At 73.5% G+C, this 23,332-nt stretch carries 20 protein-coding genes; 10 read left to right on the top strand and 10 right to left on the bottom strand.

Translation table 11 applies throughout. The annotated features are described in order from the left end of the window. Positions 1-3: 3 nt before the first annotated feature. Positions 4-2,097: a transketolase gene (gene tkt / locus ABD993_RS03265; RefSeq protein WP_345412480.1), complete on the bottom strand. Its 2,094-nt coding sequence runs from the start codon at positions 2,095-2,097 to the stop codon at positions 4-6. Positions 2,098-2,409: 312 nt separating this feature from the next. On the opposite strand from tkt, the gene ABD993_RS03270 reads away from it, so the two are divergent. After that, positions 2,410-3,333, top strand: a complete 924-nt coding sequence (locus ABD993_RS03270; RefSeq protein WP_345412819.1) for a heme o synthase — start codon at positions 2,410-2,412, stop codon at positions 3,331-3,333. Here ABD993_RS03270 and ABD993_RS03275 read toward each other — a convergent pair. Beyond that, positions 3,326-5,329 carry a S9 family peptidase gene (locus tag ABD993_RS03275; RefSeq protein WP_345412481.1) on the bottom strand — a complete coding sequence of 668 codons (2,004 nt, stop codon included), beginning with the start codon at positions 5,327-5,329 and terminating at the stop codon, positions 3,326-3,328. The genes ABD993_RS03270 and ABD993_RS03275 overlap by 8 nt on opposite strands. 101 nt (positions 5,330-5,430) lie before the next feature. On the opposite strand from ABD993_RS03275, the gene ABD993_RS03280 reads away from it, so the two are divergent. After that, positions 5,431-6,606, top strand: a complete 1,176-nt coding sequence (locus ABD993_RS03280) for an MFS transporter (RefSeq protein ID WP_345412482.1) — start codon at positions 5,431-5,433, stop codon at positions 6,604-6,606. Between the two features lie 195 nt (positions 6,607-6,801). On the opposite strand, the gene ABD993_RS03285 is transcribed toward ABD993_RS03280, so the two are convergent. The 4 genes from ABD993_RS03285 to mptB all read right to left on the bottom strand — a co-directional run bounded on the left by ABD993_RS03285 (position 6,802) and on the right by mptB (position 11,167). Then, the gene (locus ABD993_RS03285; RefSeq protein ID WP_345412484.1) at positions 6,802-7,752 is read right to left on the bottom strand and encodes a COX15/CtaA family protein; all 951 of its coding nucleotides are present in this window, start codon (positions 7,750-7,752) and stop codon (positions 6,802-6,804) included. An 84-nt stretch (positions 7,753-7,836) separates the two neighbouring features. Next, entirely contained in the window at positions 7,837-8,553 is a 717-nt protein-coding gene (locus ABD993_RS03290; RefSeq protein ID WP_345412821.1) for an ABC transporter permease, read from the bottom strand. A gap of 89 nt (positions 8,554-8,642) precedes the next feature. After that, positions 8,643-9,575, bottom strand: a complete 933-nt coding sequence (locus tag ABD993_RS03295; RefSeq protein WP_425568888.1) for an ABC transporter ATP-binding protein — start codon at positions 9,573-9,575, stop codon at positions 8,643-8,645. A 17-nt stretch (positions 9,576-9,592) separates the two neighbouring features. Beyond that, a complete protein-coding gene (mptB, locus tag ABD993_RS03300; protein WP_345412487.1) occupies positions 9,593-11,167 on the bottom strand; it encodes a polyprenol phosphomannose-dependent alpha 1,6 mannosyltransferase MptB in 1,575 nt (524 codons plus the stop codon). Positions 11,168-11,267: 100 nt separating this feature from the next. Between mptB and ABD993_RS03305 the strand changes: the two genes are divergently transcribed. The 7 genes from ABD993_RS03305 to ABD993_RS03335 are packed head-to-tail and all read left to right on the top strand — an operon-like array spanning position 11,268 to position 17,600. Continuing rightward, complete coding sequence (locus ABD993_RS03305) at positions 11,268-12,050, top strand: helix-turn-helix transcriptional regulator (RefSeq protein WP_425568889.1); 783 nt, start codon at positions 11,268-11,270, stop codon at positions 12,048-12,050. Further along, entirely contained in the window at positions 12,034-13,470 is a 1,437-nt protein-coding gene (gene sufB / locus ABD993_RS03310) for a Fe-S cluster assembly protein SufB (RefSeq protein ID WP_345412491.1), read from the top strand. The genes ABD993_RS03305 and sufB overlap by 17 nt, the downstream gene beginning before the upstream one ends. Before the next feature lie 40 nt (positions 13,471-13,510). Further along, complete coding sequence (gene sufD / locus ABD993_RS03315; protein WP_345412493.1) at positions 13,511-14,698, top strand: Fe-S cluster assembly protein SufD; 1,188 nt, start codon at positions 13,511-13,513, stop codon at positions 14,696-14,698. A gap of 25 nt (positions 14,699-14,723) precedes the next feature. Continuing rightward, complete coding sequence (gene sufC / locus ABD993_RS03320) at positions 14,724-15,479, top strand: Fe-S cluster assembly ATPase SufC (RefSeq protein WP_345412494.1); 756 nt, start codon at positions 14,724-14,726, stop codon at positions 15,477-15,479. Next, complete coding sequence (locus tag ABD993_RS03325) at positions 15,476-16,762, top strand: cysteine desulfurase (RefSeq protein WP_345412495.1); 1,287 nt, start codon at positions 15,476-15,478, stop codon at positions 16,760-16,762. The genes sufC and ABD993_RS03325 overlap by 4 nt, the downstream gene beginning before the upstream one ends. After that, on the top strand, positions 16,759-17,202 hold the full coding sequence (gene sufU, locus ABD993_RS03330; protein WP_345412497.1) for a Fe-S cluster assembly sulfur transfer protein SufU: 444 nt from the start codon (positions 16,759-16,761) through the stop codon (positions 17,200-17,202). Before ABD993_RS03325 ends, sufU begins: the two co-directional genes overlap by 4 nt. A 50-nt stretch (positions 17,203-17,252) precedes the next feature. Then, positions 17,253-17,600: a metal-sulfur cluster assembly factor gene (locus tag ABD993_RS03335; protein ID WP_425568890.1), complete on the top strand. Its 348-nt coding sequence runs from the start codon at positions 17,253-17,255 to the stop codon at positions 17,598-17,600. Positions 17,601-17,651: 51 nt separating this feature from the next. Here ABD993_RS03335 and ABD993_RS03340 read toward each other — a convergent pair whose 3' ends face one another. The 4 genes from ABD993_RS03340 to ABD993_RS03355 all read right to left on the bottom strand — a co-directional run bounded on the left by ABD993_RS03340 (position 17,652) and on the right by ABD993_RS03355 (position 21,495). Beyond that, the gene (locus ABD993_RS03340; RefSeq protein WP_345412500.1) at positions 17,652-18,728 is read right to left on the bottom strand and encodes an epoxide hydrolase family protein; all 1,077 of its coding nucleotides are present in this window, start codon (positions 18,726-18,728) and stop codon (positions 17,652-17,654) included. A 39-nt stretch (positions 18,729-18,767) separates the two neighbouring features. Next, positions 18,768-19,811 (bottom strand): adenylate/guanylate cyclase domain-containing protein, encoded by a 1,044-nt coding sequence (locus tag ABD993_RS03345; protein WP_345412502.1) that lies wholly within the window; start codon positions 19,809-19,811, stop codon positions 18,768-18,770. 1 nt (position 19,812) lies between these two features. Next, positions 19,813-20,262: a universal stress protein gene (locus tag ABD993_RS03350; RefSeq protein WP_345412504.1), complete on the bottom strand. Its 450-nt coding sequence runs from the start codon at positions 20,260-20,262 to the stop codon at positions 19,813-19,815. Positions 20,263-20,331: 69 nt separating this feature from the next. After that, the gene (locus tag ABD993_RS03355) at positions 20,332-21,495 is read right to left on the bottom strand and encodes a lycopene cyclase family protein (protein WP_345412507.1); all 1,164 of its coding nucleotides are present in this window, start codon (positions 21,493-21,495) and stop codon (positions 20,332-20,334) included. Positions 21,496-21,699: 204 nt separating this feature from the next. On the opposite strand from ABD993_RS03355, the gene ABD993_RS03360 reads away from it, so the two are divergent. After that, positions 21,700-23,322, top strand: coding sequence for an ABC-F family ATP-binding cassette domain-containing protein (locus tag ABD993_RS03360; protein WP_345412510.1), 1,623 nt, complete (start codon positions 21,700-21,702; stop codon positions 23,320-23,322). Positions 23,323-23,332 lie beyond the last annotated feature (10 nt).

The raw sequence follows: 23,332 nt of genomic DNA on the forward strand, positions 1-23,332 counted from the left end.
TCCTCAGCTCTTGCCCAGGCTCGCCTTGGCGGCGTCGACGACCGCCTCCGGCGTGAACCCGAACTCGCGGAACAGGGTCGCGGCGTCCGCGGAGGCGCCGTAGTGCTCGATGGAGACCGCACGGCCCGCGTCCCCGATGAAGCGGTACCAGGGCATCGCGATGCCGGCCTCGACGGAGACGCGCGCCTTCACCGACGGCGGCAGCACGGAGTCCCTGTAGGCGGCGTCCTGCGCGTCGAACCACTCGACGCACGGCATGGACACCACTCGGGTGGGAACACCCTCGGCCTCCAGGGTCCTCCGGGCCTCGACGGCCAGCTGGACCTCCGAGCCGGTGGCGATGAGCAGGACCCGGGGCTCGCCGTCCGAGGCGTCCGCCAGGACGTAGCCGCCCCTCTTCACGCCCTCGACCGACGTGCCCTCCAGCACCGGCAGGTTCTGCCGCGAGAGCGCCATGCCGACGGGCCCGTCCTGCCACTCCAGGGTGGCCTTCCATCCTGCGGCGGTCTCGTTCGCGTCCGCCGGGCGCAGCACCGAGAGGTTCGGGATGGCCCGCAGCGCGGTGAGGTGCTCGATCGGCTGGTGGGTCGGGCCGTCCTCGCCGAGGCCGATGGAGTCGTGCGTCCAGACGAAGATCGCGGCGGTCTTCATCAGCGCGCCGAGCCGGACCGCGCCCCGCATGTAGTCGCTGAACTGCAGGAACGTGCCGCCGTACGGGCGGGTCGGGCCGTGCAGGGCGATGCCGTTGAGGATCGCGCCCATCGCGTGCTCGCGGACGCCGAAGTGCAGCGTGCGGCCGTAGGGGTTCGCGTTCCACATCTTCGTGGCCGCGTCCTTGGGCCCGAAGGAGTCGGCGCCCTCCATCGTGGTGTTGTTGCTCTCGGCGAGGTCGGCCGAGCCGCCCCACAGCTCCGGCAGGACCGGCGCGAGGGCCTTCAGCGTCTCGCCGGAGGCCTTGCGGGTCGCGATGCCCTTGGGGTCCGGCTCCCAGGTGGGCAGCGCGTCCGCCCAGCCCTCGGGCAGCGCGTTGGCCAGCAGCCGGTCGAACAGCTGCTTGCGCTCGGGCTCGCGCATCGCCCAGTCGTCGAACGCGGTGCGCCACGCCGTGACGGCGCCGCCCTGCCGTGCGCCGACGTCCCGGGTGTGCTCGAGGACCTCCGCCTCGACCTGGAAGCTCTTGTCCGGGTCGAAGCCGAGGACCTTCTTGACCTCGGCGACCTCCTCGTCACCCAGCGCGGCGCCGTGCGCCTTGCCGGTGTTCATCTTGGTGGGCGCCGGGAAGCCGATGATCGTGCGCAGCAGGATGAACGACGGCCGCGAGGTCTCGGCCTTGGCCGCCTCGACCGCCTCCAGGATGCCGGTGACGTTCTCGCCGCCCTCGACGACCTGGACGTGCCAGCCGTAGGCCTCGTACCGGGCCGCGGTGTCCTCGGACAGCGCGATCGCGGTGTCGTCCTCGATGGAGATCTTGTTGTCGTCGTAGAAGACGATGAGGTTGCCGAGCGCCTGGCGGCCTGCGAGCGAGGACGCCTCGCTGGTCACGCCCTCCTCGATGTCGCCGTCGGAGGCGATGACGTAGATGAAGTGGTCGAACGGCGAGGAGCCCTCGGGGGCGTCCGGGTCGAACAGCCCGCGCTCGCGCCGCGCCGCCATGGCCATGCCGACGGCGGAGGACAGGCCCTGGCCCAGCGGCCCGGTCGTCATCTCCACGCCGTTGGGGGTGGCCTCGAGCTCCGGGTGGCCGGGGGTCTTGGAGCCCCAGGTGCGCAGCGCCTCGAGGTCCTCGAGCTCCATGCCGTAGCCGGCGAGGTAGAGCTGGATGTAGAGGGTGAGGCTGGAGTGGCCCGCGGACAGCACGAACCGGTCCCGGCCGACCCAGCCCGGGTCGGCGGGGTCGTGCCGCATGACGCGCTGGTAGAGCGCGTACGCCAGCGGCGCGAGGCTCATCGCCGTGCCGGGGTGGCCGCTGCCGCACTTCTGGACGGCGTCCGCGGCGAGCACCCGGACGGTGTCGACGGCGCGGCGGTCCAGCTCGGTCCAGTCCGGTGGCACCTCGGCGCGGGTCAGCGCGGCGAAGTCGGGCTCCGTATCAGACACGGCTGAAACTCCTGTCCTCGAGAAGATGGGGGTGTGGCGACGCCCGTGGGCGCGTGCCGCCACGTCTGCGTGGACCGAGCGATCGGCGGTCCGGCTCGCCAGGACTCTAGTCCGCTCGGCGGCGTCGTCGCCCGCTCCGGGACGATCGGACACGGACTGCTCATCATCCGGACTACCCGGCGACCCCGCCCGTCACTCCAGGAGCTAGCATCGACGCGCTGTAGAAGTAGGGTGGTCCCCGGGTCCACCCGGGTCCGCAGTCCCACCACGGTCCACGTCCGGCGAGCGAGGTAGCAACTGGTGAGCGCACCCGTGTCACACCGCGGAGCAGCGACCCTTCCGCCGAGCCGCGGGCTCGTGGACACCGTGCGCGCCTACGTGGGGCTCACCAAGGCGCGGATCATCGAGCAGCTGCTCGTGGTCACCGTCCCGGCGATGATGCTGGCCCAGCGGGGGATCCCGTCGGTCTGGCTGATCCTCGCCACGCTGGTCGGCGGCACGATGGCCGCGGCCTCGGCACACGCGCTGAACTGCGTGGCGGACGCGGACATCGACGCGAAGATGAAGCGCACCGCCCGCCGCCCCACCGCGCAGGGCTCGGTCTCCCCGCGGAACGCGCTGGTCTTCGGCCTCGCGCTCGGGGCGCTGTCGGCGGTGTGGCTCTGGCTCACCACGAACCTGCTCTCCGCGCTGCTCTCGCTGGCCGCCATCGCGTTCTACGTGCTCGTCTACACGCTGCTGCTCAAGCGGCGGACCTCGCAGAACATCGTGTGGGGCGGGGCGGCGGGCTGCATGCCGGTCGTCATCGGCTGGTCGGCGGTCACCGGGACCGTGGAGTGGCCCGCGCTGGTGATGTTCGGGATCATCTTCTTCTGGACGCCGCCGCACTTCTGGGCGCTGGCCATGAAGTACAAGGACGACTACGCCGCGGCCGAGGTGCCGATGCTGCCGGTCGTCGCGACCCCGCGGCAGGTGTCCGTGCGGATCGTGGCCTACGCCTGGGTGATGGTCGCCTGGACGCTGCTGCTGGCCCCGGTCACGTCCTGGATCTACCTGGGGTTCGCGCTGGTGGCGGGCGCGTACTTCGTGGTGATGGCGCACCGCCTGCACACCGGCGTGAAGGCGGGCCGGGAGGTGTCGCCGATGCGGCTGTTCCACCTCTCCAACCTCTACCTCTGCGGCCTCTTCCTGGCCGTCGCCGTGGACGCCGCGGTCGGCCTCCCCACCGTCATCTGAGCAGGTCGGGGGTCTCCCAGTCCTGGTCCAGCACGTGGTGGGCCAGGAAGGCGAACACCGTTTCATACCAGAGCGCAGCGTGCTGCGGGCTGAGGATCCAGTGGTTCTCGTCCGGGAAGTACAGGAACCGGTGCGGGTTCTCGGCGGGGTCGGTGGGATCGCCGCAGACGCGGGACTGCAGGTCCCACCACAGCCGCAGCGCCTCGCCGATCGGCACCCGGTAGTCCTTGTCGCCGTGGATGACGAGCATCGGCGTGCGGATCGCGTCCGCGTGCAGGTGGGGGCTGTTGGCCGCCGCCATCTCCGCCGTCATCTCGATGAGCCAGTAGTCCGCGAAGTCGGTGGTGGGGCCGAACTGGTCCAGCGCCCACAGGCTCGCGTGCGTGACGATCGCCCGGAACCGGTCGGTGTGCCCGGCGATCCAGTTCGCCATGTAGCCGCCGAAGGAGCCGCCCATCGCCGCCGTGCGGGCGGCGTCGATCTCCGGCAGGGCCACGGCGGCGTCGGTGAGCGCGAGCAGGTCCGTGTAGGGCGGGCCGCCCCACGCACCCCAGCCGCGCTGGACGAACCGCTGCCCGTAGCCCGTCGAGAGGGCGGGGTCCGGCAGCAGGACGGCGTAGCCCCGCGCCGCCATCAGCCACGGGTTCCAGCGCCACTGCCAGGCGTTCCAGCTGCCCAGCGGGCCGCCGTGGACCCAGAGCAGCAGCGGGGCCGGGCCCGCCGCGTCCTCGGTGGCGGGCAGCACCAGCCAGGCGCGCAGCGGTGAGCCGTCCGCCGCGGTGGCGGTGACCTCGGTGAGCGTGCCCGGCAGCTCCGGCGGCTCCGCGGGCCCGGGGAGCGGCGTGGGCTGCTGGTCGGGGCTGTGCGCGTCCAGCCGGACGGGGAGGGGCGGGCAGTCCACCGCCGAGCGCAGGGCGTAGACCGTGCCCCCGTCCGGGGAGACGACGGCGTCGGTGTACGCGCCGTGGTCACCGGTCAGCCGGGTCACCGCGTCGGAGCGCAGGTCGATCCGGAACAGCGGGCTGCGGCCCTGCTCGTCCGCGGACACGACGAGCGCGGCCGAGTCCGGCGACCAGGTGAGCGCGGCGGGCCAGCGGTCCCAGTCGGGCGCGACCGGTCGGGCGTCCCCGCCGGTGAGCGGGAGCACGACCAGCTCGGTCCGCGGGGCGGTGTCCGGTGTGGACCGGCGGGTCCGCAGCACCGCGACGGCCGCGCCGTCCGGGCTGACGCGGGCGGTGCCGTAGTCGTGGTCGGGGTCGTCGAGCAGCGTGCGCCGGTCCCCGGTGGCGGTGTCGATCGCCACCAGGACCGAGCGGGTCGCCCCGTGCGGGAGCTGCCGCGCCCAGGTGCTGACGACGGTGCGGCCGTCCGGTGAGAGGGTGGCCGAGGCGTCGTCGAGGGCGCGCCCGGGCGTGGGGGTGAGGTCCCGCCAGCCCGCCCCGGTGTGCACGAGCAGCCGCGGCTCGTCCGGGCCCACGTCGCTGTCCCAGTTCCGGACCGGGTAGCCGGCGTGCAGGATCGCGGACACCTTCCGGTCCTTGCGCGCCCTTCGTCGGGTGGTGTCGGACTCGTCGTCCCCGGACCCGGGCAGCGTCGGCGAGGTGACCAGCACGGTTCCCGCGTCCCTGGCGACCGCCACCGCGGCCACGCCCCCGGCGCGGGTGGCGACGCTTCGAGCCTCGCCGCGGGACGGCAGCCGCCACAGCGATGCCGTCTCGGGGGCGTCCTTCGTCGCGGGGTCCTGCCGACCGGTGACGAACAGCAGATCGCCCGAGGGGGTGAACCGGGGCTGCGACTCGCCCTTCTCCCCGAACGTCAGCCGCTGGGCGGGCGCCTGTCCGGTCGGGTCGATCTCCCACAGCGCCGGGCGCCAGGCGGTGCGGTCGCGGTCCAGGCCGGCGGCGGTCGTGACCAGCCGGGTGCCGTCCGCCGACAGCGTGAGGTCGGCGAGCCGGGGGAGCGCGAGGTAGGACTGGAGGTCGGTGAAGTCGGCCACGACGCCATGCCTACACGCTCCGGGCGCGGAACGTGATCCACCCCTCCGTCGGGAGGGGACGCACCGGGCGCCCGGGGGCGTTGGCCACCACCATGGGCGGTGTGCGGACCGAGACGCGAGTGGGGCCGACCGCGGCGGTCGCGGCCGCCTTCCTGGTGACGATGATCGGCACCACCCTGCCGACCCCGCTCTACCCGCTCTACGCGGAGCGCTTCGGGTTCGGCGGCTTCGTGGTCACCGTGGTGTTCGCGACCTACGCAGTCGGCGTCGCCGCCGCGCTGGTGCTGTTCGGGGGCCTGTCGGACCGGATCGGCAGGCGGCCCGTGCTCGCGGCGGGCCTCGCGTTCGCGCTGCTCAGCTCGCTGGTGTTCCTGGTCCCCGCGGAGTGGGCGCTGTTCGTGGGTCGGTTCCTGTCCGGGCTGTCGGCGGGCATCTTCACCGGCACCGCGACGGCCGCGATCCTCGACCTCGCCCCCGGCGACGTGAAGCCGCGGGCCGGGCTCGTGGCCGCGGCGGTGAACATCCTGGGCCTGGGGCTGGGCCCGGTCGTGGCCGGTGCGCTCGCCGAGTACGCCCTCCGGCCGCTGGACCTGTCCTACCTGGTCCACGCCGCGGCGGTGGTGGTCGTGGCCGCGCTGCTGTGGTGGGTGCCGGAGACGGTCACCTCCCGCGGCTTCCGGATCGAGCCGCTGCGGGTCGGCGGGGTGCCCGCCGAGGTGCGGGGGACGTTCGTCCGCGCGGCGATCGGCGGCTTCGCCGGGTTCGCCGTGCTCGGCCTGTTCACCGCGGTGTCGCCCAGCCTGCTCGGGCAGGAGCTGGGGGTGACGAACCACCTCGCCGTCGGGCTGGTGGTCTTCTCGATGCTCGGCAGCTCCGCGGTGGGTCAGGTGCTGTCCGCCCGGGTGTCCGAGCGGATCGCGCTGCCCGTCGGCTGCGCGGTGCTGGCCGTCGGCGCGGTGCTGATCGGCGCCGCGGTCGGCGCGGGCGTGCTGTGGCTGCTGGTCACCGGCGCGGTGGTGGCCGGGGCGGGGCAGGGGATGAGCTTCCGGGCCGGTCTGGGCGCGGTCGGCGCGGCGGCCCCGGCGGACGTGCGGGGCACCGTCGTGGCGACGTTCTTCGTGGTCCTCTACGTGGCCATCTCGATGCCGGTGGTCGGCGTCGGCGCCGCAGCGCAGGCCGTCGGGCTGGTGCAGGCGGGCGTGGTGTTCGCCGGGCTGGTGGCGCTGCTCGCGGCCGTGGCCGCGGTGCTCACCCTCCGGGCGGCCCGGCGGGTCTGACCCCGCCGCCGCGGGACACCGCCGCCTCCGCCCCGGTCAGCCGTTCGCGGTGCGGGGTGCGGACGTCCGGGAACGCCTCGGACCACGCGACCTCCTCCACAGCGCGCCGTGGGGCGGAGCCGAGCCCCGGTTTCGCGGTCGGTGGGGTCGGACTCGCGGGCGGGTGTGTGCTCCCCGGCGTGGCGGAGACGCGGGTCAGGCGCGGACGGGGGGGTGCTGCTCGGTCTGCGGGGTGGGGGTCGGGAGAGGGGCGGGGGAGCGGTGGGTCGTGCCCGCCCGGACCGAGGCGGCGGCGGCGGTGGTCAGGGCGGCGCCGAGGACGTGGAGGGCCACCAGGACCTCCGGGACGCCGAGCGAGTACTGGATCCCACCCAGTGCGCCCTGGGCCAGCACGACGATCACCAGGACCCCGAAGCGCCGCTTGAGCCGCCGCGGCGCGCCCACCGCCCACAGCGCGAAGCCCAGTCCGGCGGTCAGGCCGAGGTAGGCGAAGAGCAGGTCCGCGTGGACCTGCGCCAGCGTGGTGACCGGGACGTCCAGCCGGGGGGTCGCGGCGTCTCCCGCGTGCGGACCGGCGGCCGTGACCAGCGTGCCCGCGGTCAGCAGCCCGGCCAGCACGGCGGCGGAGACCACCGCGAGGCCGCGGACCGCCCGCGGCACCGTCCGGGTCACCGGACCGCCCGCCGTCGCCTCGTCGACCAGCTCGACGGCCAACCAGACCAGGATCGTCGACGCCAGGAAGTGCGGCATCACGCTCCACCAGGCCAACCCGGCGAGCACGGTGAACCCGCCGATCACGGCCTGGGCGACCACGCCGAGGGGCATCGCCAGCGCGAGCCGGGTGAGCCGGGGCCGCCGGGGCCGGGTGTTCAGCGCGGCCAGGAAGGTGGCCGCGGCGACGATCGTGAGGAACACCGCCAGCAGTCGGTTGCCGAACTCGACCCACTGGGTGAGCGCCGCGATCTCCGGGTGCGGCTCGGGGACGAGCGAGCCGGGGAAGCAGTCGGGCCAGGTCGGGCAGCCCAGGCCGGAGCCCGTGACTCGCACGACCGCGCCGGTGACCATGATCCCCGCCTGGCCGACCAGGGACAGGATCGCGAGGCGCCGCATCCACAGGGGCGAGGTCGCGGGGATCCGGTTCCACATACTACGCATCGTAGAACAGAGGCGGTCGAAGGCGCCGCGACCTCCCGCGCCGCACGACGGTCGCGACGGCTCCGGCAACCCCTCTCACCGGAGCTTCACCGTGCGGACCGCCACCCCGCCCGCCACGACCGCCCACGCCGCCAGCACCAGCACCGGGCCCACGCCGGGCCCGGTCCCGTCCACCAGGGCGGCGCGCAGACCCTCGGCCAGCGCGCCGGACGGCAGCAGGGAGGCGACCGCGCCGAGGCCCGCGGGCAGCTGGTCGACCGGGATCACGATCCCGCCCGCGAGCAGCAGCACGAACCAGACCAGGTTGGCCACGGCCAGCACGATGTCCGAGCGCAGGGTGCCGCCGAGCAGGATGCCCAGCGCGCCGAAGGCGGCGCAGCCGAGCAGGATCGTGAGCAGCGCCCAGCCGAGACCCGCCACGCTCGGCTGCCAGCCCAGGACCGCCGCGATCGCGCCGAGCAGCACCATCTGCACCACGACGACGGCGAGCACCGCGGCCAGCCTGCCCGCCACCAGTAGCCACCGGGGCAGCGCGGTGGCCGCCAGCCTGCGGATCACGCCGTACCGCCGATCGAAGCCGAGCGCGATCGCCTGGCTGGTGAAGGCCGTGGACATGACGGCCAGCGCGAGGATCGACGGCACGACGGAGGCCACCCGGGGCTCCGGCAGCGGCACGACCCGCAGCACGGTCAGGCCCACGAGCAGCGCGATCGGGATCAGCAGGGTGAGCAGCGCCTGTTCGCCGTGGCGCAGCGCCAGCCGGGTCTCGGTGCCTGCCTGGACCAGCAGCATGCGGCCGAGCGAGCCGCGGCCGGGGGCCGGGGTGAAGGTGCCCGGGGGGAAGGCCGTGCCGTGCGGAGGGTCCGCTCGCCGAGGCTCGCTCACGAGCGGAGCTCCCGTCCGGTCAGGTCGAGGAAGACGTCCTCGAGGCTGCGGCGGGCGACCTGGACGTCGTCCGCGAGGGCGCCCTGCCCCGCGCACCAGCCGGTGATCGCGGAGAGGACCTGGGGGTCGATCCGGCCGCGCACGACGTACCGCCCGGCGACGGTCTCGGCGGCCCGGTAGCCCGCGGGCAGCGCCGCGGCCAACGCCGAGACGTCCATCCCGGTGCGGGCGCGGAAGCGCAGCTCCTGCTCCTCGCCGGTGGAGGTCAGCTCCGCGGGCGTGCCCGCGGCGACGACGGCCCCGTGGTCGATGATCACGACCTGGTCGGCCAGCGCCTCGGCCTCCTCCATCAGGTGCGTGGTGAGCAGTACCGCGACCCCGTCCCGGCGCAGGGCCGCCACGAGGTCCCAGACCAGCCTGCGGGCCTGCGGGTCCATGCCCGCGGTCGGCTCGTCCAGGAACACCAGCTCGGGACGCCCCACCAGGGCGCAGGCGAGCGCGAGCCGCTGCTGCTGGCCGCCGGAGAGGCGCTTGTAGGGGGTGTGGGCGGAGGACTCCAGGCCCAGCACCGAGATCAGCCAGTCCGGGTCCAGCGGGTGGGCCGAGCAGGCGGCCACCACGCGGAGCATCTCGCCCGCCTTGACCCCGGGATAGGCCCCGCCGCCCTGCGGCATGACGCCGATCCGGGCGCGCAACGCGTCCGGGGCGCCCGCCGGGTCGACGCCCAGGACGCGGACCTCGCCGGCATCGGCGCGCTGGAACCCCGTGCAGACCTCGACGGTCGTGGTCTTGCCCGCCCCGTTCGGCCCGAGCAGGGCCAGCACGCTGCCGTGGTCCACGGTCAGGTCCAGGCCCGCGACGGCCGTCCGCGCGCCGAACCGCTTCACGAGCCCCCGCACGGAGACCGCGGGTCCGCCGGCCACAGGGATCTGCACAACCGGGGAGTCTACGAAGCGGGGCCGACGGGGGCGCGGGGACCTGCCTCCCGGCGCACGAGCTCCCGGACCGCGGCCAAGGCGACCAGCAGCATCACCACGCCCGCCACGATCGCGAAGGGCAGCTGGTAGGCGCGGAAGTTGAAGTCCGCCCCGGTCGGCGGGACCATCACCGCGATCACGGCCGACGCCGCGAGGGCGACGCGGCGGTACCGCGGCATGCCGCGCGTCGCCGCGAGCGGGATGGCCGCCCAGAGCAGGTACCAGGGGTGCACGACGGGCCCGAGCAGCACGACCGCGCCGAGGCCCGCGCCCACCCCCGTCACGGGGTCCACCCGGCCCTTCAGGCAGCTCCAGAGCAGCCAGGCGACGGCGGCGGCGGCGGCCAGCCCACCGAGCCCGCGCGTGATCGTCAGCGTGGTGTCGGTGTGGTCGCCGAGCCCGGCGAGGATGCCGACCTGCCCCGAGAGCTGGCCGATGTCGGTGGACAGCGACATCCAGCTGCGGATCGAGTTCGCCGTGCCCTGCGTGCCGATCCACCCGAAGCCCAGCCCGGTGCCGAACCCGATGACCACGTAGACCCCGACGGCGACGAGGCCGAGGGCCCCGGCGGCCGCGGCGACGTCCCGGACCCGGCCACCCCGCGGAGGCGGAGCCTGCGGATCCGACCACGGGCTCCGCCTGGCCAGGTCGACCCCGACGAACCCGAGCGCGAGCAGCGCGGGCAGCTTCACCGACGCGCCGAGCGTGATCAACGCGGCGCCCGCGACCCAGCGCGGCCAGGGCACCGGTTCGTCCGGGTCGCCGAGGGCGAGGTGCAGGCCCGCGAGCAGCAGCCCGATCATCAGCGCCTCGTTGTGGATCCCGCTGACCAGGTGGAACAGCACCAGTGGGTTCGCCACGCCGAGCCACAGCGCGAGGCCGGGCTCCATCCCGCAGCGCCGCGCGAGCTTGGGCAGCGCCCACAGGATCAGGGCGACGCCGCTCAGCGCCAGCGCGCGGTGGGCCAACACGCCGAAGACGACGTCGTTGCCGGTCAGCGCGGTGATCCCGCGGCCCACCATGAGGAACAGCGGGCCGTAGGGGGCCGGGGTGTCCCGCCAGATCGTGGGGATCGTGCGGGTCAGCGGATCGTCGACACCCAGCGCCGCGGCCGGGCCGAGGACGTAGGGATCGAGGCCGCGGGCGGTGATCGCGGACTGCGCCAGGTAGCTGTAGACGTCCTTGGAGAACATCGGCGGTGCCATGGCCAGTGGGATCGCCCACAGCACGGCGGTGCGGCCGATCGAGACCCGGTCCGGGGCGGGCGCGACCGCCCCGCGCGCCGACAGCATCCGACCGATCCACAGCCAGGCCAGCACGACCATGCCCATCCCGGCGTAGGTCAGCGCGATGGCGAGCGTGGCGTTGCGCGCGGGCAGCCCGATCAGCCGCAGCCCGTTCAGCGGGTTGGGCACGGGCAGCGCCCCGGCGCCCAGCGACCCGATGGCCATGAGGAGCGCGCCGGTCAGCCCCAGGCGCCGGGCGAGGCGCGCCGGATCACGCCCCGCCCCGACGGTGCGGGGACGGAGAACGGGGGCGGCCACGCGGACGAGGGTATCGACGCCCGTCGAGGGGGTTCGCAGGCCGCACCCGATGTGGGCGTGCTCACCCGGAGACGGGGGTCCCTTTGCCGTGGCAGGCGATATAAGCAACACTGGTGTTGTGAAAACAGCGGCGGGACACGACACCGGGGTGCACACCCCGCCCGTCGGCCTGCCCGCGTCCGGGGAGGGGCGCACGCGGATCGCCGTCGCGCGGCTCCTCCTGGAGCAGGGCCCGATCACCGCGGCCGAGGTCGCGGCGGAGCTGGAGCTGTCCGCCCCGGCGGTGCGCAGGCACCTGGACGCGCTGATCGCGGACGGGGAGGCCGAGACCCGGGACGCACCGCGTCGCGGGCGCCGGACCCGCGGCCGCCCGGCCAAGCACTTCCTGCTGACCGACGCCGGGCGCGTCCGCTTCGGCCACGGGTACGACGACCTGGCCACCTCCGCCCTGCGCTTCCTCGCCCAACACGCGGGGGAGAAGGCACTGGGCGACTTCGCCCGGACCCGGGTGCACGACCTGATCGGCCCCTCGGCCGAGCGGATCCGCGCCGCGGGCGGGCCGGGCGAGCGGGCCGAGGCCCTCGCGCTCGTGCTCAGCGACCGCGGCTACGCTGCGGCCGCCCGGGAGGCGGGGCAGGGTGTGCAGCTCTGCCAGCACCACTGCCCGGTCGCCCACGTCGCCGCCGAGTTCCCCGAGCTCTGCGAGGCGGAGACCGAGGCGTTCGCCGAGATCCTGGGCACCCACGTCCAGCGGTTGGCGACCATCGCACGCGGCGACTCCGCGTGCACGACACACGTACCCGCCCGGGCACCCGAACGCCCGGGCGGTCCGCAAGTGACCACCACGTCCCCGAGAGGGAGGCAGCATGACGACCACTCCTGAGGTCCAGCAGTCGCTGACGCAGGAGGAGACGCTCGCGACGCTCGGCCGTTACGACTTCGGCTGGGCCGATTCGGACGTCGCCGGGTCCACTGCGCGCCGCGGGCTCTCCGCGGACGTGGTGGCGGACATCTCCCGCCTGAAGAGCGAGCCCCAGTGGATGCTCGACTTCCGGCTGAAGGCGCTCGACCTGTTCGAGCGCAAGCCGATGCCGCGCTGGGGTTCGGACCTCTCCGGCATCGACTTCGACAACATCAAGTACTTCGTGCGCTCCACGGAGAAGCAGGCGACCTCGTGGGAGGAGCTCCCCGAGGACATCAAGAACACCTACGACAAGCTGGGCATCCCGGAGGCCGAGAAGGCCCGCCTGGTGTCCGGTGTCGCGGCGCAGTACGAGTCCGAGGTCGTCTACCACCAGATCCGCGAGGACCTGGAGGAGCAGGGCGTGATCTTCCTGGACACCGACTCCGGGCTGCGCGAGCACCCGGAGCTGTTCAAGGAGTACTTCGGCTCGGTCATCCCCAGCGGTGACAACAAGTTCTCCGCGCTGAACTCGGCCGTGTGGTCGGGCGGGTCGTTCATCTACGTGCCGCCGGGCGTGCACGTCGACATCCCGCTGCAGGCCTACTTCCGGATCAACACCGAGAACATGGGCCAGTTCGAGCGCACGCTGATCATCGTCGACGAGGGTGCCTACGTGCACTACGTCGAGGGCTGCACCGCGCCGATCTACAAGTCGGACTCGCTGCACTCGGCGGTCGTCGAGATCGTCGTGAAGAAGGGCGGCCGCTGCCGCTACACGACCATCCAGAACTGGTCGAACAACGTCTACAACCTGGTCACCAAGCGCGCCAAGGCCGAGGCGGGCGCGACCATGGAGTGGGTCGACGGCAACCTCGGCTCGAAGGTGACCATGAAGTACCCGGCGGTGCTGCTGATGGGCGAGCACGCCAAGGGCGAGGTGCTGTCGATCGCCTTCGCGGGCGAGGGCCAGCACCAGGACGCGGGCGCGAAGATCACGCACCTGGCGCCGAACACGTCGTCGACGATCATCTCGAAGTCGGTGGCGCGCGGCGGCGGGCGGACCTCGTACCGCGGCCTGATCCGGGTCAACCCGCGGGCCACCGGCTCGCGGAGCACCGTGAAGTGCGACGCGCTGCTGGTCGACTCGATCAGCCGCAGCGACACCTACCCCTACGTGGACATCCGCACGGATGACGTGTCGATGGGCCACGAGGCCACGGTCTCCAAGGTCTCGGACGACCAGCTGTTCTACCTGATGAGCCGCGGTCTGACCGAGGACGAGGCCATGGCGATGGTCGTGCGCGGGTTCGTCGAGCCCATCGCGCGCGAGCTCCCCATGGAGTACGCCCTCGAGCTCAACCGCCTGATCGAGCTGCAGATGGAGGGTTCGGTCGGATGACCGGGAGTCTTCGGAGCCTGCGGAGAAGGGCTCACGCATCATGACCGAGGTTGCTGGACTGGCACCCGAGCTGAAGGGCGCCAAGAAGGGCCAGGGCGAGATCCCGGTCGCCAGCGCGGGCGAGCGCTTCACGTCGGTCGACGTCGAGGCGTTCGAGATCCCGGGCGGCCGCGAGGAGAACTGGCGGTTCACCCCGCTCAAGCGGCTCAAGGGCCTGCACGACGGCTCCGCCGACCTGTCCGGCTCCGCCACGGTCACCGTGGCGGGGGCGGCGCAGGTCGAGAAGGTCGGCCGGGACGACGCGCGGATCGGCGAGGGCGGCACCCCCGCCGACCGCGTGGCGGCACAGGCCTGGTCGGCGTTCGACGAGGCCACGATCGTCACGCTCGAGGGCACCCCCGAGCCGGTCGTGATCACGGTCGAGGGTCCGGGCGCGGGCGCCGCGGCGGCGGGGCACCTGCAGCTGCGCACCGCCACGCACGCCGAGGCCACGGTCGTGATCGAGCACCGCGGCTCGGGCGTGCTGGCGGACAACCTGGAGCTCGTCCTCGGGGACGGCTCCCGGCTGACCGTGATCGTGACCGAGGAGTGGGCGGACGACGCGGTGCACGTCTCCGCGCAGCACCTGTCCATCGGCCGGGACGCCGTGCTCAAGCTGGTGTCGGTCTCGCTGGGCGGCGACCTCGTCCGGATCAGCCCGACGGTGAGCTACCGCGGCCCCGGCGGCGAGGTCGACCTCGCCGGGCTGGGCTACGCCGACGCCGGGCAGCACCTGGAGCAGCGGCTGCTGGTGGACCACGCGGTCCCGCAGTGCAAGTCCAACGTGCTCTACAAGAACGCCCTGCAGGGGCGGGCCGGCGTGCCGGACGCCCACACGGTCTGGATCGGCGACGTGCTCATCCGGGCCGCCGCGGTGAACACCGAGACCTTCGAGTTCAACCGCAACCTGGTGCTCACCGAGCACGCGCGCGCCGACTCGGTGCCGAACCTCGAGATCGAGACCGGCGAGATCGTCTCCGCCGGGCACGCCTCGGCGACCGGCCGGTTCGACGACGAGCAGCTGTTCTACCTGCAGAGCCGCGGCATCCCGGAGTCGGCCGCGCGCCGGCTCGTGGTCCGCGCGTTCTTCGGCGAGATCCTGCAGCGCATCCCGTCCGCCACCCTCCCCGAGCTGCGCGAACGGCTGGAGGCGGCCATCGAGGCCGAGCTCGCCGTCGTCGGCGTCTGACCCACCACCACGGAGTAGCTGAAGAATGTCCACCCTGGAGATCAAGGACCTGCACGCCTCGGTCCGCACCGAGGACGGCCCGAAGGAGATCCTGCGAGGGGTCGACCTCACCGTGAAGGCGGGCGAGACCCACGCGATCATGGGGCCGAACGGCTCCGGCAAGTCCACGCTGGCCTACGCCATCGCGGGCCACCCCAAGTACGAGATCACCTCCGGTGAGGTGCTGCTGGACGGCGAGTCCGTGCTGGACATGTCGGTGGACGAGCGCGCCCGCGCGGGCCTGTTCCTCGCCATGCAGTACCCGGTCGAGGTGCCCGGCGTGTCCATGGCCAACTTCCTGCGCTCCGCCGCCACCGCCGTCCGCGGCGAGGCGCCGAAGCTGCGGACGTGGGTCAAGGAGGTCAAGGGCGCCATGGCCGACCTCGACATCTCCGACGAGTTCGCGGACCGCTCGGTGAACGAGGGCTTCTCCGGCGGGGAGAAGAAGCGCCACGAGGTGCTCCAGCTCGCGCTGCTGAACCCGAAGATCGCGATCCTGGACGAGACCGACTCCGGCCTGGACGTGGACGCGCTGCGCGTGGTCTCCGAGGGCGTGAACCGGTTCCGCTCGCCCGAGAACGGCGTCCTGCTGATCACGCACTACACGCGGATCCTGCAGCACATCACCCCGGACTTCGTGCACGTGTTCTCCGCGGGCCGGGTCGTCGAGTCCGGCGGTCCCGAGCTGGCGGACGACCTCGAGAAGAACGGCTACGAGCGGTTCGTCAAGGCGACGGCATGACCGCGGTCCAGGCCCCCCAGGGTCTGGACCTCGCCGCCCTGCGCGGTGACTTCCCGATCCTGTCGCGCACGGTCCGCGAGGGAAAGCCGCTGGTCTACCTCGACTCCGGCGCGACGTCGCAGCGGCCCCGCCAGGTGCTCGACGCCGAACGGACCTTCCTCGAGACGCGCAACGCCGCGGTCCACCGCGGGGCGCACCAGCTGGCCGAGGAGGCCACGGACGACTACGAGGCCGCGCGGGCGAAGATCGCGGTGCTCGTGGGCGCCGAGCCCGAGGAGCTGGTGTTCACCAAGAACGCCACCGAGGGCATCAACCTGGTCGCCTACGCGTTCTCGAACTCCTCCATCCGGACCGGGCTGGGCCCGGAGTCCGAGCGCTTCGCGCTCGGGCCCGGGGACGAGATCGTCGTGACCGAGCTGGAGCACCACGCGAACCTGGTTCCCTGGCAGGAGCTCTGCCGGCGCACCGGGGCGACCCTGCGCTGGTACGGGATCACCGACGACGGGCGCATCGACCTGGACTCGCTCGAGCTGACCGAGCGCACCAGGGTCGTCGCCTTCGCGCACCAGTCGAACGTCACCGCCGCGATCGCGCCGGTGGCCGAGCTGGTCCGCCGGGCCCGCGCCGTCGGTGCCCTCACGGTGCTCGACGCCTGCCAGTCCGTCCCGCACATGCCGGTGAACCTGACCGAGCTGGGCGTGGACTTCGCGGCGTTCTCCGGGCACAAGATGCTCGGCCCGTCCGGCGTCGGCGTGCTCTACGGGCGCTCCGAGCTGCTCGACGCGATGCCGCCCTTCCTCACCGGCGGCTCGATGATCGAGATGGTCCGGATGGAGGGTTCGACCTACGCACCCCCGCCCCAGCGCTTCGAGGCGGGCGTGCCCATGACCTCGCAGGCCGTGGGCCTCGGCGCGGCGGTGGACTACCTGTCGGCGATCGGCATGGAGCGGGTCTTCGCGCACGAGCAGGAGCTCGCGAAGGTCGCCCTGGACACCCTCGCCGAGGTCCCCGGTGTGCGGATCGTGGGCCCCACGGACCTGAAGGAGCGCGGCGGCGCCGTGTCCTTCGTGGTCGACGGCGTGCACGCGCACGACGTGGGCCAGGTGCTGGACGACCGCGGCATCGCCGTGCGGGTCGGCCACCACTGCGCGTGGCCGCTGCACCGCCACTTCGGAATCGCGGCGACCGTCCGAGCGTCCTTCCACGTGTACAACACACCTGCGGAGGTGGCTCAGCTCGCCGAGGGCGTGCGGGCCGCCAAGGACTTCTTCGGGGTCGCATGAAGCTCGAACAGATGTACCAGGAGATCATCCTGGACCACTACCGACAGCCGCACGGCGCGGGCCTTCGGGAACCCTTCGACGCCGAGGCGCACCACGTCAACCCCACGTGCGGGGACGAGGTGACGCTCCGGGTCAAGCTCGAGGGCGATGAGATCAAGGACGTCTCCTACGAGTCGCTGGGCTGCTCGATCAGCCAGGCCTCGACGTCGGTGCTGACCGATCTCGTGGTCGGCAGGAGCGTGGCCGAGGCGTTCCGGATCCTGGAGTCGTTCCAGGAGATGGCGCAGAGCCGCGGCACGGTCGCGGGGGACGAGGACGTCATCGGGGACGGGATCGCGTTCGCGGGCGTCTCCAAGTACCCGGCGCGGGTGAAGTGTGCTCTGCTGGGTTGGATGGCGTTCAAGGACGCCGTGGTGCGGGTGAAGGAGGAGGCGTCATGAGCTCTGAGAACAGCGCTGCAGAGGCCGAGGTCGTGCGGGGTGCCGCCGGCATGCCGGAGCCGCCCGCCGCGACGGACGGGCCCTCGATCGACGACATCGAGGAGGCCATGCGGGACGTCGTCGATCCCGAGCTGGGGATCAACGTCGTCGACCTGGGCCTGGTCTACGGGCTGAAGGTCGAGGACAGGAAGGCGATCATCGACATGACGCTGACGTCCGCGGCCTGCCCGCTGACGGACGTCATCGAGGAGCAGGCGCGCTCCGCCCTCACCGGCCCGTCGAACGGCAGCCTGGTCGAGGACATCGCGATCAACTGGGTCTGGATGCCGCCGTGGGGCCCGGAGAAGATCACCGAGGACGGCCGCGAGCAGCTGCGCGCCCTCGGCTTCCGGGTCTGACCCCGAGCACCTCGAACGCCCACCCTCGCGTGAGGGTGGGCGTTCGTGCGTTCAGGCGCGGAAGAAGGTCCGGAGGTCCTCGGCGAGCAGCTCCGGGACCTCCAGCGCCGCGAAGTGCCCGCCCGTGTCGTGGTCGGCCCAGAACGTGATCGTGTTCGACTGCTCGGCGTAGCGGCGGATGGCCACGTCCCCCGCGAACACCGACACCCCGGTCGGGGTCGCGGAGCGCTGCGGCCACCGGCCCGAGTGCGTCATCTCCCAGTACAGGTTGGCCGCGGACCCGGCTGTGCCGGTGAGCCAGTAGAGCATCACGGTGGTGAGCAGCACGTCCCGGTCGACCGGTTCGTGCGCCCATGCGTGGAACTTCTCGCCGATCCAGGCCAACAGCCCGACGGGGGAGTCGGTCAGCCCGTGGGCGAGCGTCTGTGGGCGGGTGGCCTGGATCTCGAAGTAGCCGTGTCCGTCGGCCCGGAAGTCCCGCAGCATCGCGAGCCTGCGCTTCTCCACCTCGTCGTGGTCCTCGTCGGCGACCTCGCCGAGCGGGATGAACCCCAGGGTGGCCGCGCTGACGTGCACCCCGACCACGTGCTCCGGATCGACGCGGCCGAGGTCCGGCGCGACGAACGCGCCCCAGTCCGTCCCGTGGGCGCCGTACCGGTCGTGGCCGAGCCTGCGCATGAGCTCGGCGAGCGCCGTGGCGATGCGGTGGCTGTCCCAGCCCGCCGCCGTCGGGCCGGAGAAGCCGAACCCGGGCAGGGACGGGACCACCAGCTCGAAGTCCTCGGCGAGCGGGTCCAGCAGGTCGAGGAACTCGACGACCGAGCCGGGCCAGCCGTGCAGGAGCAGCAGCGGCAGCGCCTCGGGCCGCGGCGAGCGGACGTGCAGGAAGTGGATCCGCTGCCCGTCGATCTCGGTGGTGAACTGGGGGAAGTCGTTGAGCAGGGACTCCTGGGCGCGCCAGTCGTATTCGGTGCGCCAGTGGTCGGCGAGCGCGCGGAGCTCGTCGACCGGAATGCCCCGCTCCCACGGCGGGCCGGGCAGCTGCACGCCCCATCGGGTGCGCGAGAGGCGGTCGTGCAGGTCGTCGAGGGCGAGCTCGGGGACCTCGATGCGAAACGGTGAGATCATGCGGACCACGCTAGGAACCGTTGCGGTCGGTTCCCGTCCTCAATCCCCGGTGCGCAGGAGATAGGGGTGGAGGTTGCGGTAGCCGCGGACCTGGACCGGGCGTAGCGGGCGGATCGGGAGCTCGGGATCGTCGCGCAGCGCGTCGGCCACCGTCCGGTCGACGAGCACGGTGTCCGGGCGGGCGTGCGTGGTGAGCCGGGCGGCGATGTTCACGGTCTCGCCGTAGACGTCCCCGAAGCGCTGCAGGACCTCGCCCGCGGCCAGCCCGATGCGCAGGGCCGGGAGCGCGGGTTCGGCCCGCACCGCCGCCCGCAGCGCGACGGCCACGCGGGCGGCGGTCCGCGCGTCGTCCGCCACGAACAGCACCTCGTCGCCGACCGTCTTGACGATCCGCCCGCCGTTCCCGGTGATCGCCTCGGTGGTGGCGGCCTCGAACCGCTCGATCATCTCGGCCAGCTCGGCGGGGGAGCGCCTGCGGGTCGTCCGGGTGAAGCCGACCATGTCCGCGAACCCGACGGCGAGGGGGTGGGTGCGGGCGGACTCGCTCTCGTCGAGCGGGCCGACGATGAACCGGGACACCGCGGCCGCGACGTGCCGCCGCCAGATGTAGGTCTGCGCCCGCTCGAGCAGCGGGAGCAGCGCAGCCGCGTCGACCACCGCGGACCGCGACGCACCGCCCGCGGCGACACCGTCCGCGACCATCCGGGCCAGCATCCCGACCTGCCAGTCCGCGAGCCGGGACATCGACTGGGCGATGGCCCGGATGACCGTCTCCCGGACGTCCTCGGGCAGCCCCGCGGCGACCGGGTCGGTGGCGAGCAGCTGCGCGGCGTCGACGTCCGAGTCGGTGAAGAAGCGCTGGTCGTCCGCGACCTCGGGGAAGCCGAGGGACCGCCACAGCCGCAGCCCCTCCTCCTCCGCCACGCCCGCCCGCTCCAGGACCTCGGCCCGGGTGTACCGCCGGGGGCCGTCCAGGACGAGCTCCTCCAGGGCCGTGACCAGCGCCGACGACTCCGAGAGCCGTCGGCGCTCGCCGTGGGCGGCGGCGTCGAGGAGATCGGCGAGATCGCCCTCCCAGGACACGTCAGGTGGTGTGCACGATCAGGACGTCCACTCCGGACCGCCGCGCGACGTCCGACGGGACCGACCCGAGGATCCGCCCGCTGAGCGTGTTGAGCCCCTTGTTGCCCACCACGAGCAGGTCGGCGCCGTGGTCGACGACGGCCTTGCGCAGCACGTCGACCGGGGCGCCGTCCTCCGCGACCTTGGTGATCGTGCGCGCGCCGACGGCGGCGGCCTTGTCCTCGGCGGTGCGCAGCGCCTCCTCGGCGGGCGTCCAGCCGCGGACCTGGTAGGCCTCGGCGCCGAGGGCGTCCTCCGCCTCGGCGGTGTCCTCGCGGGAGGCCGGGGTGTAGGCGGAGACGAGCACGAGCTGGGCGTCCGAGTCGCGGGCGACCGCGGCGGCGCGCTCGACGGCGACGTACGAGGTGGGCGATCCGTCCGTGCCGACGACGACGGTGGTGTAGGCGGACACGAGGCCTCCGTGGGGAGTCGGTGACTGTGGAAGGAGATTACCGGCTGGTAGCCGTGCCGCCGCGCGGCGTCACCCGGTGGTGGCGGGGCGCGCGGCGGGCAGCAGGGCGGGCCCGACGAGCCGGGCCCGCAGCGGCCATCCCGCCCGGCCGTACAGCGCCCCCATGGCGGCGGCCGTGGCGGCGAGGTCCGTGCGGCCGGTGAGGTAGGCCCACCGGTGGCGGGCGGGTAGCGAGAGGAACACGTCGAAGAACGCCGGGACCTCGGCGCCCGGCATCCGCAGCAGTGCCTCCAGCCCGCGGCGGCGCAGCGCGTGGACGGCCAGCGCCGCGGCGGGCCAGACGACCCGACGGGCCGCGGTGAGCGGATCCGTGCCGGTCAGCGCCGCGGCCAGGCGGGGGGCGAGGGTCAGCGCGGTGGCGACCGAGAACCCCGTCGCGGGATGCACGAGCGGCGCGGCGGCGCCGAAGCCGACGACGGGGCGACGGTCGCGCGCGCCGAGCCCGACGGGTGCGTCCACCGGGAAGCGGACCCGTTCCGCGCGGGCGCCCGCGGGCACCGCGATCCCGCGGTGGGCGAGCCGCGCGTGGAGCCGCTCCCGCAGCTCGGGCAGGGGCAGGCCGGGCCTGCGGGCCAGCGAGGTCTCCTCCAGCAGCACGGCCCCGCCGCCGAGGGGGACGGCGTAGAGGAAGCTCGGCCAGCCGTCGCGGCCGTGGTCCTGGCGCCAGTCCATGAACACCGCCTGGCCGGACCCGACGACCGGTTCAGCCGTGGCCTCGTCCACGACGATCCCGTGCGCCGTCTGCTCGGCGGCCACCCGGCCGCGGCGCGGGGCGGGGTGCCCGGTCGCGTCGACGACGATCCGCGCCTGCACCCCGCCGGGCCGGTCCAGGTGCGCCACACCGTCCGCGGACCCGACCAGCCGGCCACGGTGCACCTCGACGCCTGCCAGCCCCTCGTCGAGGTGCGCGCGCAGGCAGGCGGTGTCCAGGACCGCGTACTCCCAACCCAGGTCGTGCTCGGTCACGGCGACCGCGCGGCCGCGGGACCGCGAGGCGACGACGGAGGCGGGCAGCGCGGGCAGCTCGTCCGACCACGCCGCGAAGGTCGAGCGCCACGGTCGGTCGGGAGCGGGGTCGGCGAGGGCGGTGCGCAACCCGAGCGCGGCACAGGCGCCCGCGAGCGCGCGACCGGCCGGTCCGCCGCCCGCGACCAGGACGTCCAGGGTGGTCATGGGGTCACCCGTCGACCCGCGCCGCGACGGGCGGGCCGGTGAGATCGGTCATGGCGGGCACCCTACGTGCGCAATCCGGTCGCGCCGACCGGTAGCCTGGTGACGTGATCCTGATCGAGTAGGCGCCGCGCCCGGTGCACCCCCGTCCTCGTGGCGGTGCCCGCAGGTCGCCCCCCTTCTCGTCACCCTCCCCTGGAGTTCCTCGTGATCACCGCCTCCGACCTGGAGCTGCGCGCCGGGTCCCGCATCCTGCTGTCCGGCGCGAACCTGCGCGTCCAGCCCGGCGACCGGATCGGCCTCGTCGGCCGCAACGGTGCGGGCAAGACCACCTCGATGCGTGTGCTGGCGGGGGAGGGCGAGCCCTACGGCGGCGCCGTCACCAGCAACTCGCCCATCGGGTACCTGCCGCAGGACCCCCGCGAGGGCGACCTCACGGTCACCGCGAAGGACCGGGTGCTGTCCGCCCGCGGGCTGGACGAGCTGCTGCGCAAGCTGGAGAAGGTCCAGACCCGGATGGCCGAGCTGATCGACGGCCCCGAGAACGAGAAGGCCGTGCGCGAGTACGGGCGCCTCGAGGAGCGGTTCTCCGCACTCGGCGGGTACGCCGCGGAGTCCGAGGCCGCCCGGATCTGCACCAACCTGGGCCTGCCGGACCGGGTGCTCAACCAGCAGATCGAGACGCTCTCCGGTGGGCAGCGCCGTCGCGTCGAGCTGGCCCGGATCCTGTTCGCGGCGTCGGACGGCGGCTCGCAGAGCGCCACCACGCTGCTCATCGACGAGCCCACGAACCACCTGGACGCGGACTCGATCACCTGGCTGCGTGGGTTCCTCCAGCAGCACGAGGGCGGGCTCGTGGTGATCAGCCACGACACCGAGCTGCTCGCCGCCGTGGTCAACAAGGTCTGGTTCCTCGACGCCACCCGCGGCGAGGTCGACCAGTACAACATGGACTGGAAGCGGTACCTCGAGGCGCGGTCGACGGACGAGAAGCGCCGCCGCCGCGAGCGCGCGAACGCCGAGAAGAAGGCGGCGGTCCTGCACACCCAGGCCCTGAAGATGGGGGCCAAGGCCACGAAGGCCGTCGCCGCCAAGAACATGGCCCGCCGCGCGGACGAGCTGCTGGCCGGGCTGGAGCCGGAGCGCCAGGCGGACCGGGTCGCCAAGATCCGGTTCCCCACGCCCGCGCCCTGCGGCCGCACCCCGCTGACCGCCGAGAACCTGTCCAAGGCCTACGGGTCGCTGGAGGTGTTCACCGGCGTCGACCTCGCGATCGACCGCGGCACGAAGGTCGTGGTGCTGGGGTTCAACGGCGCGGGCAAGACCACCCTGCTGCGGATGCTGGCGGGGGCCGAGTCCTCGGACTCCGGGGAGGTCGTGCCCGGCCACGGGCTGCGTACCGGGTACTTCGCCCAGGAGCACGACACCCTCGACATGTCCGCGAGCGTCTGGGAGAACATCCGGCACGCCTCGCCCGACGCACCCGAACAGCAGCTCCGCACGGTGCTCGGCACGTTCATGTTCTCGGGGGAGCAGCTCAAGCAGGCCGCGGGCACCCTGTCCGGCGGCGAGCGGACCCGGCTGGCCATGGCGGGGCTGGTGTCCAGTGCCGCCAACGTGCTGCTGCTGGACGAGCCGACGAACAACCTCGATCCCGCCAGCCGCGAGCAGGTGCTGGACGCGCTGCGCCGCTTCGAGGGCGCGGTCGTGCTGGTGACGCACGACCCCGGTGCCGTCGAGGCACTCGAACCCGACAAGGTGATCGTGTTGCCGGACGGTACCGAGGATCACTGGTCCGCGGACTACCTGGAACTCGTTCAGCTGGCGTGATTCGTCCGGT

It is taken from the genome of Pseudonocardia xishanensis, from assembly GCF_039541715.1.
Classification (GTDB): Bacteria; Actinomycetota; Actinomycetes; order Mycobacteriales; family Pseudonocardiaceae; genus Pseudonocardia; species Pseudonocardia xishanensis.

Coding starts and splice junctions, on each gene's coding strand:
- sufU (WP_345412497.1), top strand. CDS start 16,759: ATGAAGCTCGAACAGATGTACCAGGAGATCATCCTGGACCACTACCGA.
- sufB (WP_345412491.1), top strand. CDS start 12,034: ATGACGACCACTCCTGAGGTCCAGCAGTCGCTGACGCAGGAGGAGACG.
- sufD (WP_345412493.1), top strand. CDS start 13,511: ATGACCGAGGTTGCTGGACTGGCACCCGAGCTGAAGGGCGCCAAGAAG.
- sufC (WP_345412494.1), top strand. CDS start 14,724: ATGTCCACCCTGGAGATCAAGGACCTGCACGCCTCGGTCCGCACCGAG.
- ABD993_RS03325 (WP_345412495.1), top strand. CDS start 15,476: ATGACCGCGGTCCAGGCCCCCCAGGGTCTGGACCTCGCCGCCCTGCGC.
- ABD993_RS03355 (WP_345412507.1), bottom strand. CDS start 21,495: ATGACCACCCTGGACGTCCTGGTCGCGGGCGGCGGACCGGCCGGTCGC.
- ABD993_RS03335 (WP_425568890.1), top strand. CDS start 17,253: ATGCCGGAGCCGCCCGCCGCGACGGACGGGCCCTCGATCGACGACATC.
- ABD993_RS03340 (WP_345412500.1), bottom strand. CDS start 18,728: ATGATCTCACCGTTTCGCATCGAGGTCCCCGAGCTCGCCCTCGACGAC.
- ABD993_RS03290 (WP_345412821.1), bottom strand. CDS start 8,553: ATGCTGCTGGTCCAGGCAGGCACCGAGACCCGGCTGGCGCTGCGCCAC.
- ABD993_RS03285 (WP_345412484.1), bottom strand. CDS start 7,752: ATGTGGAACCGGATCCCCGCGACCTCGCCCCTGTGGATGCGGCGCCTC.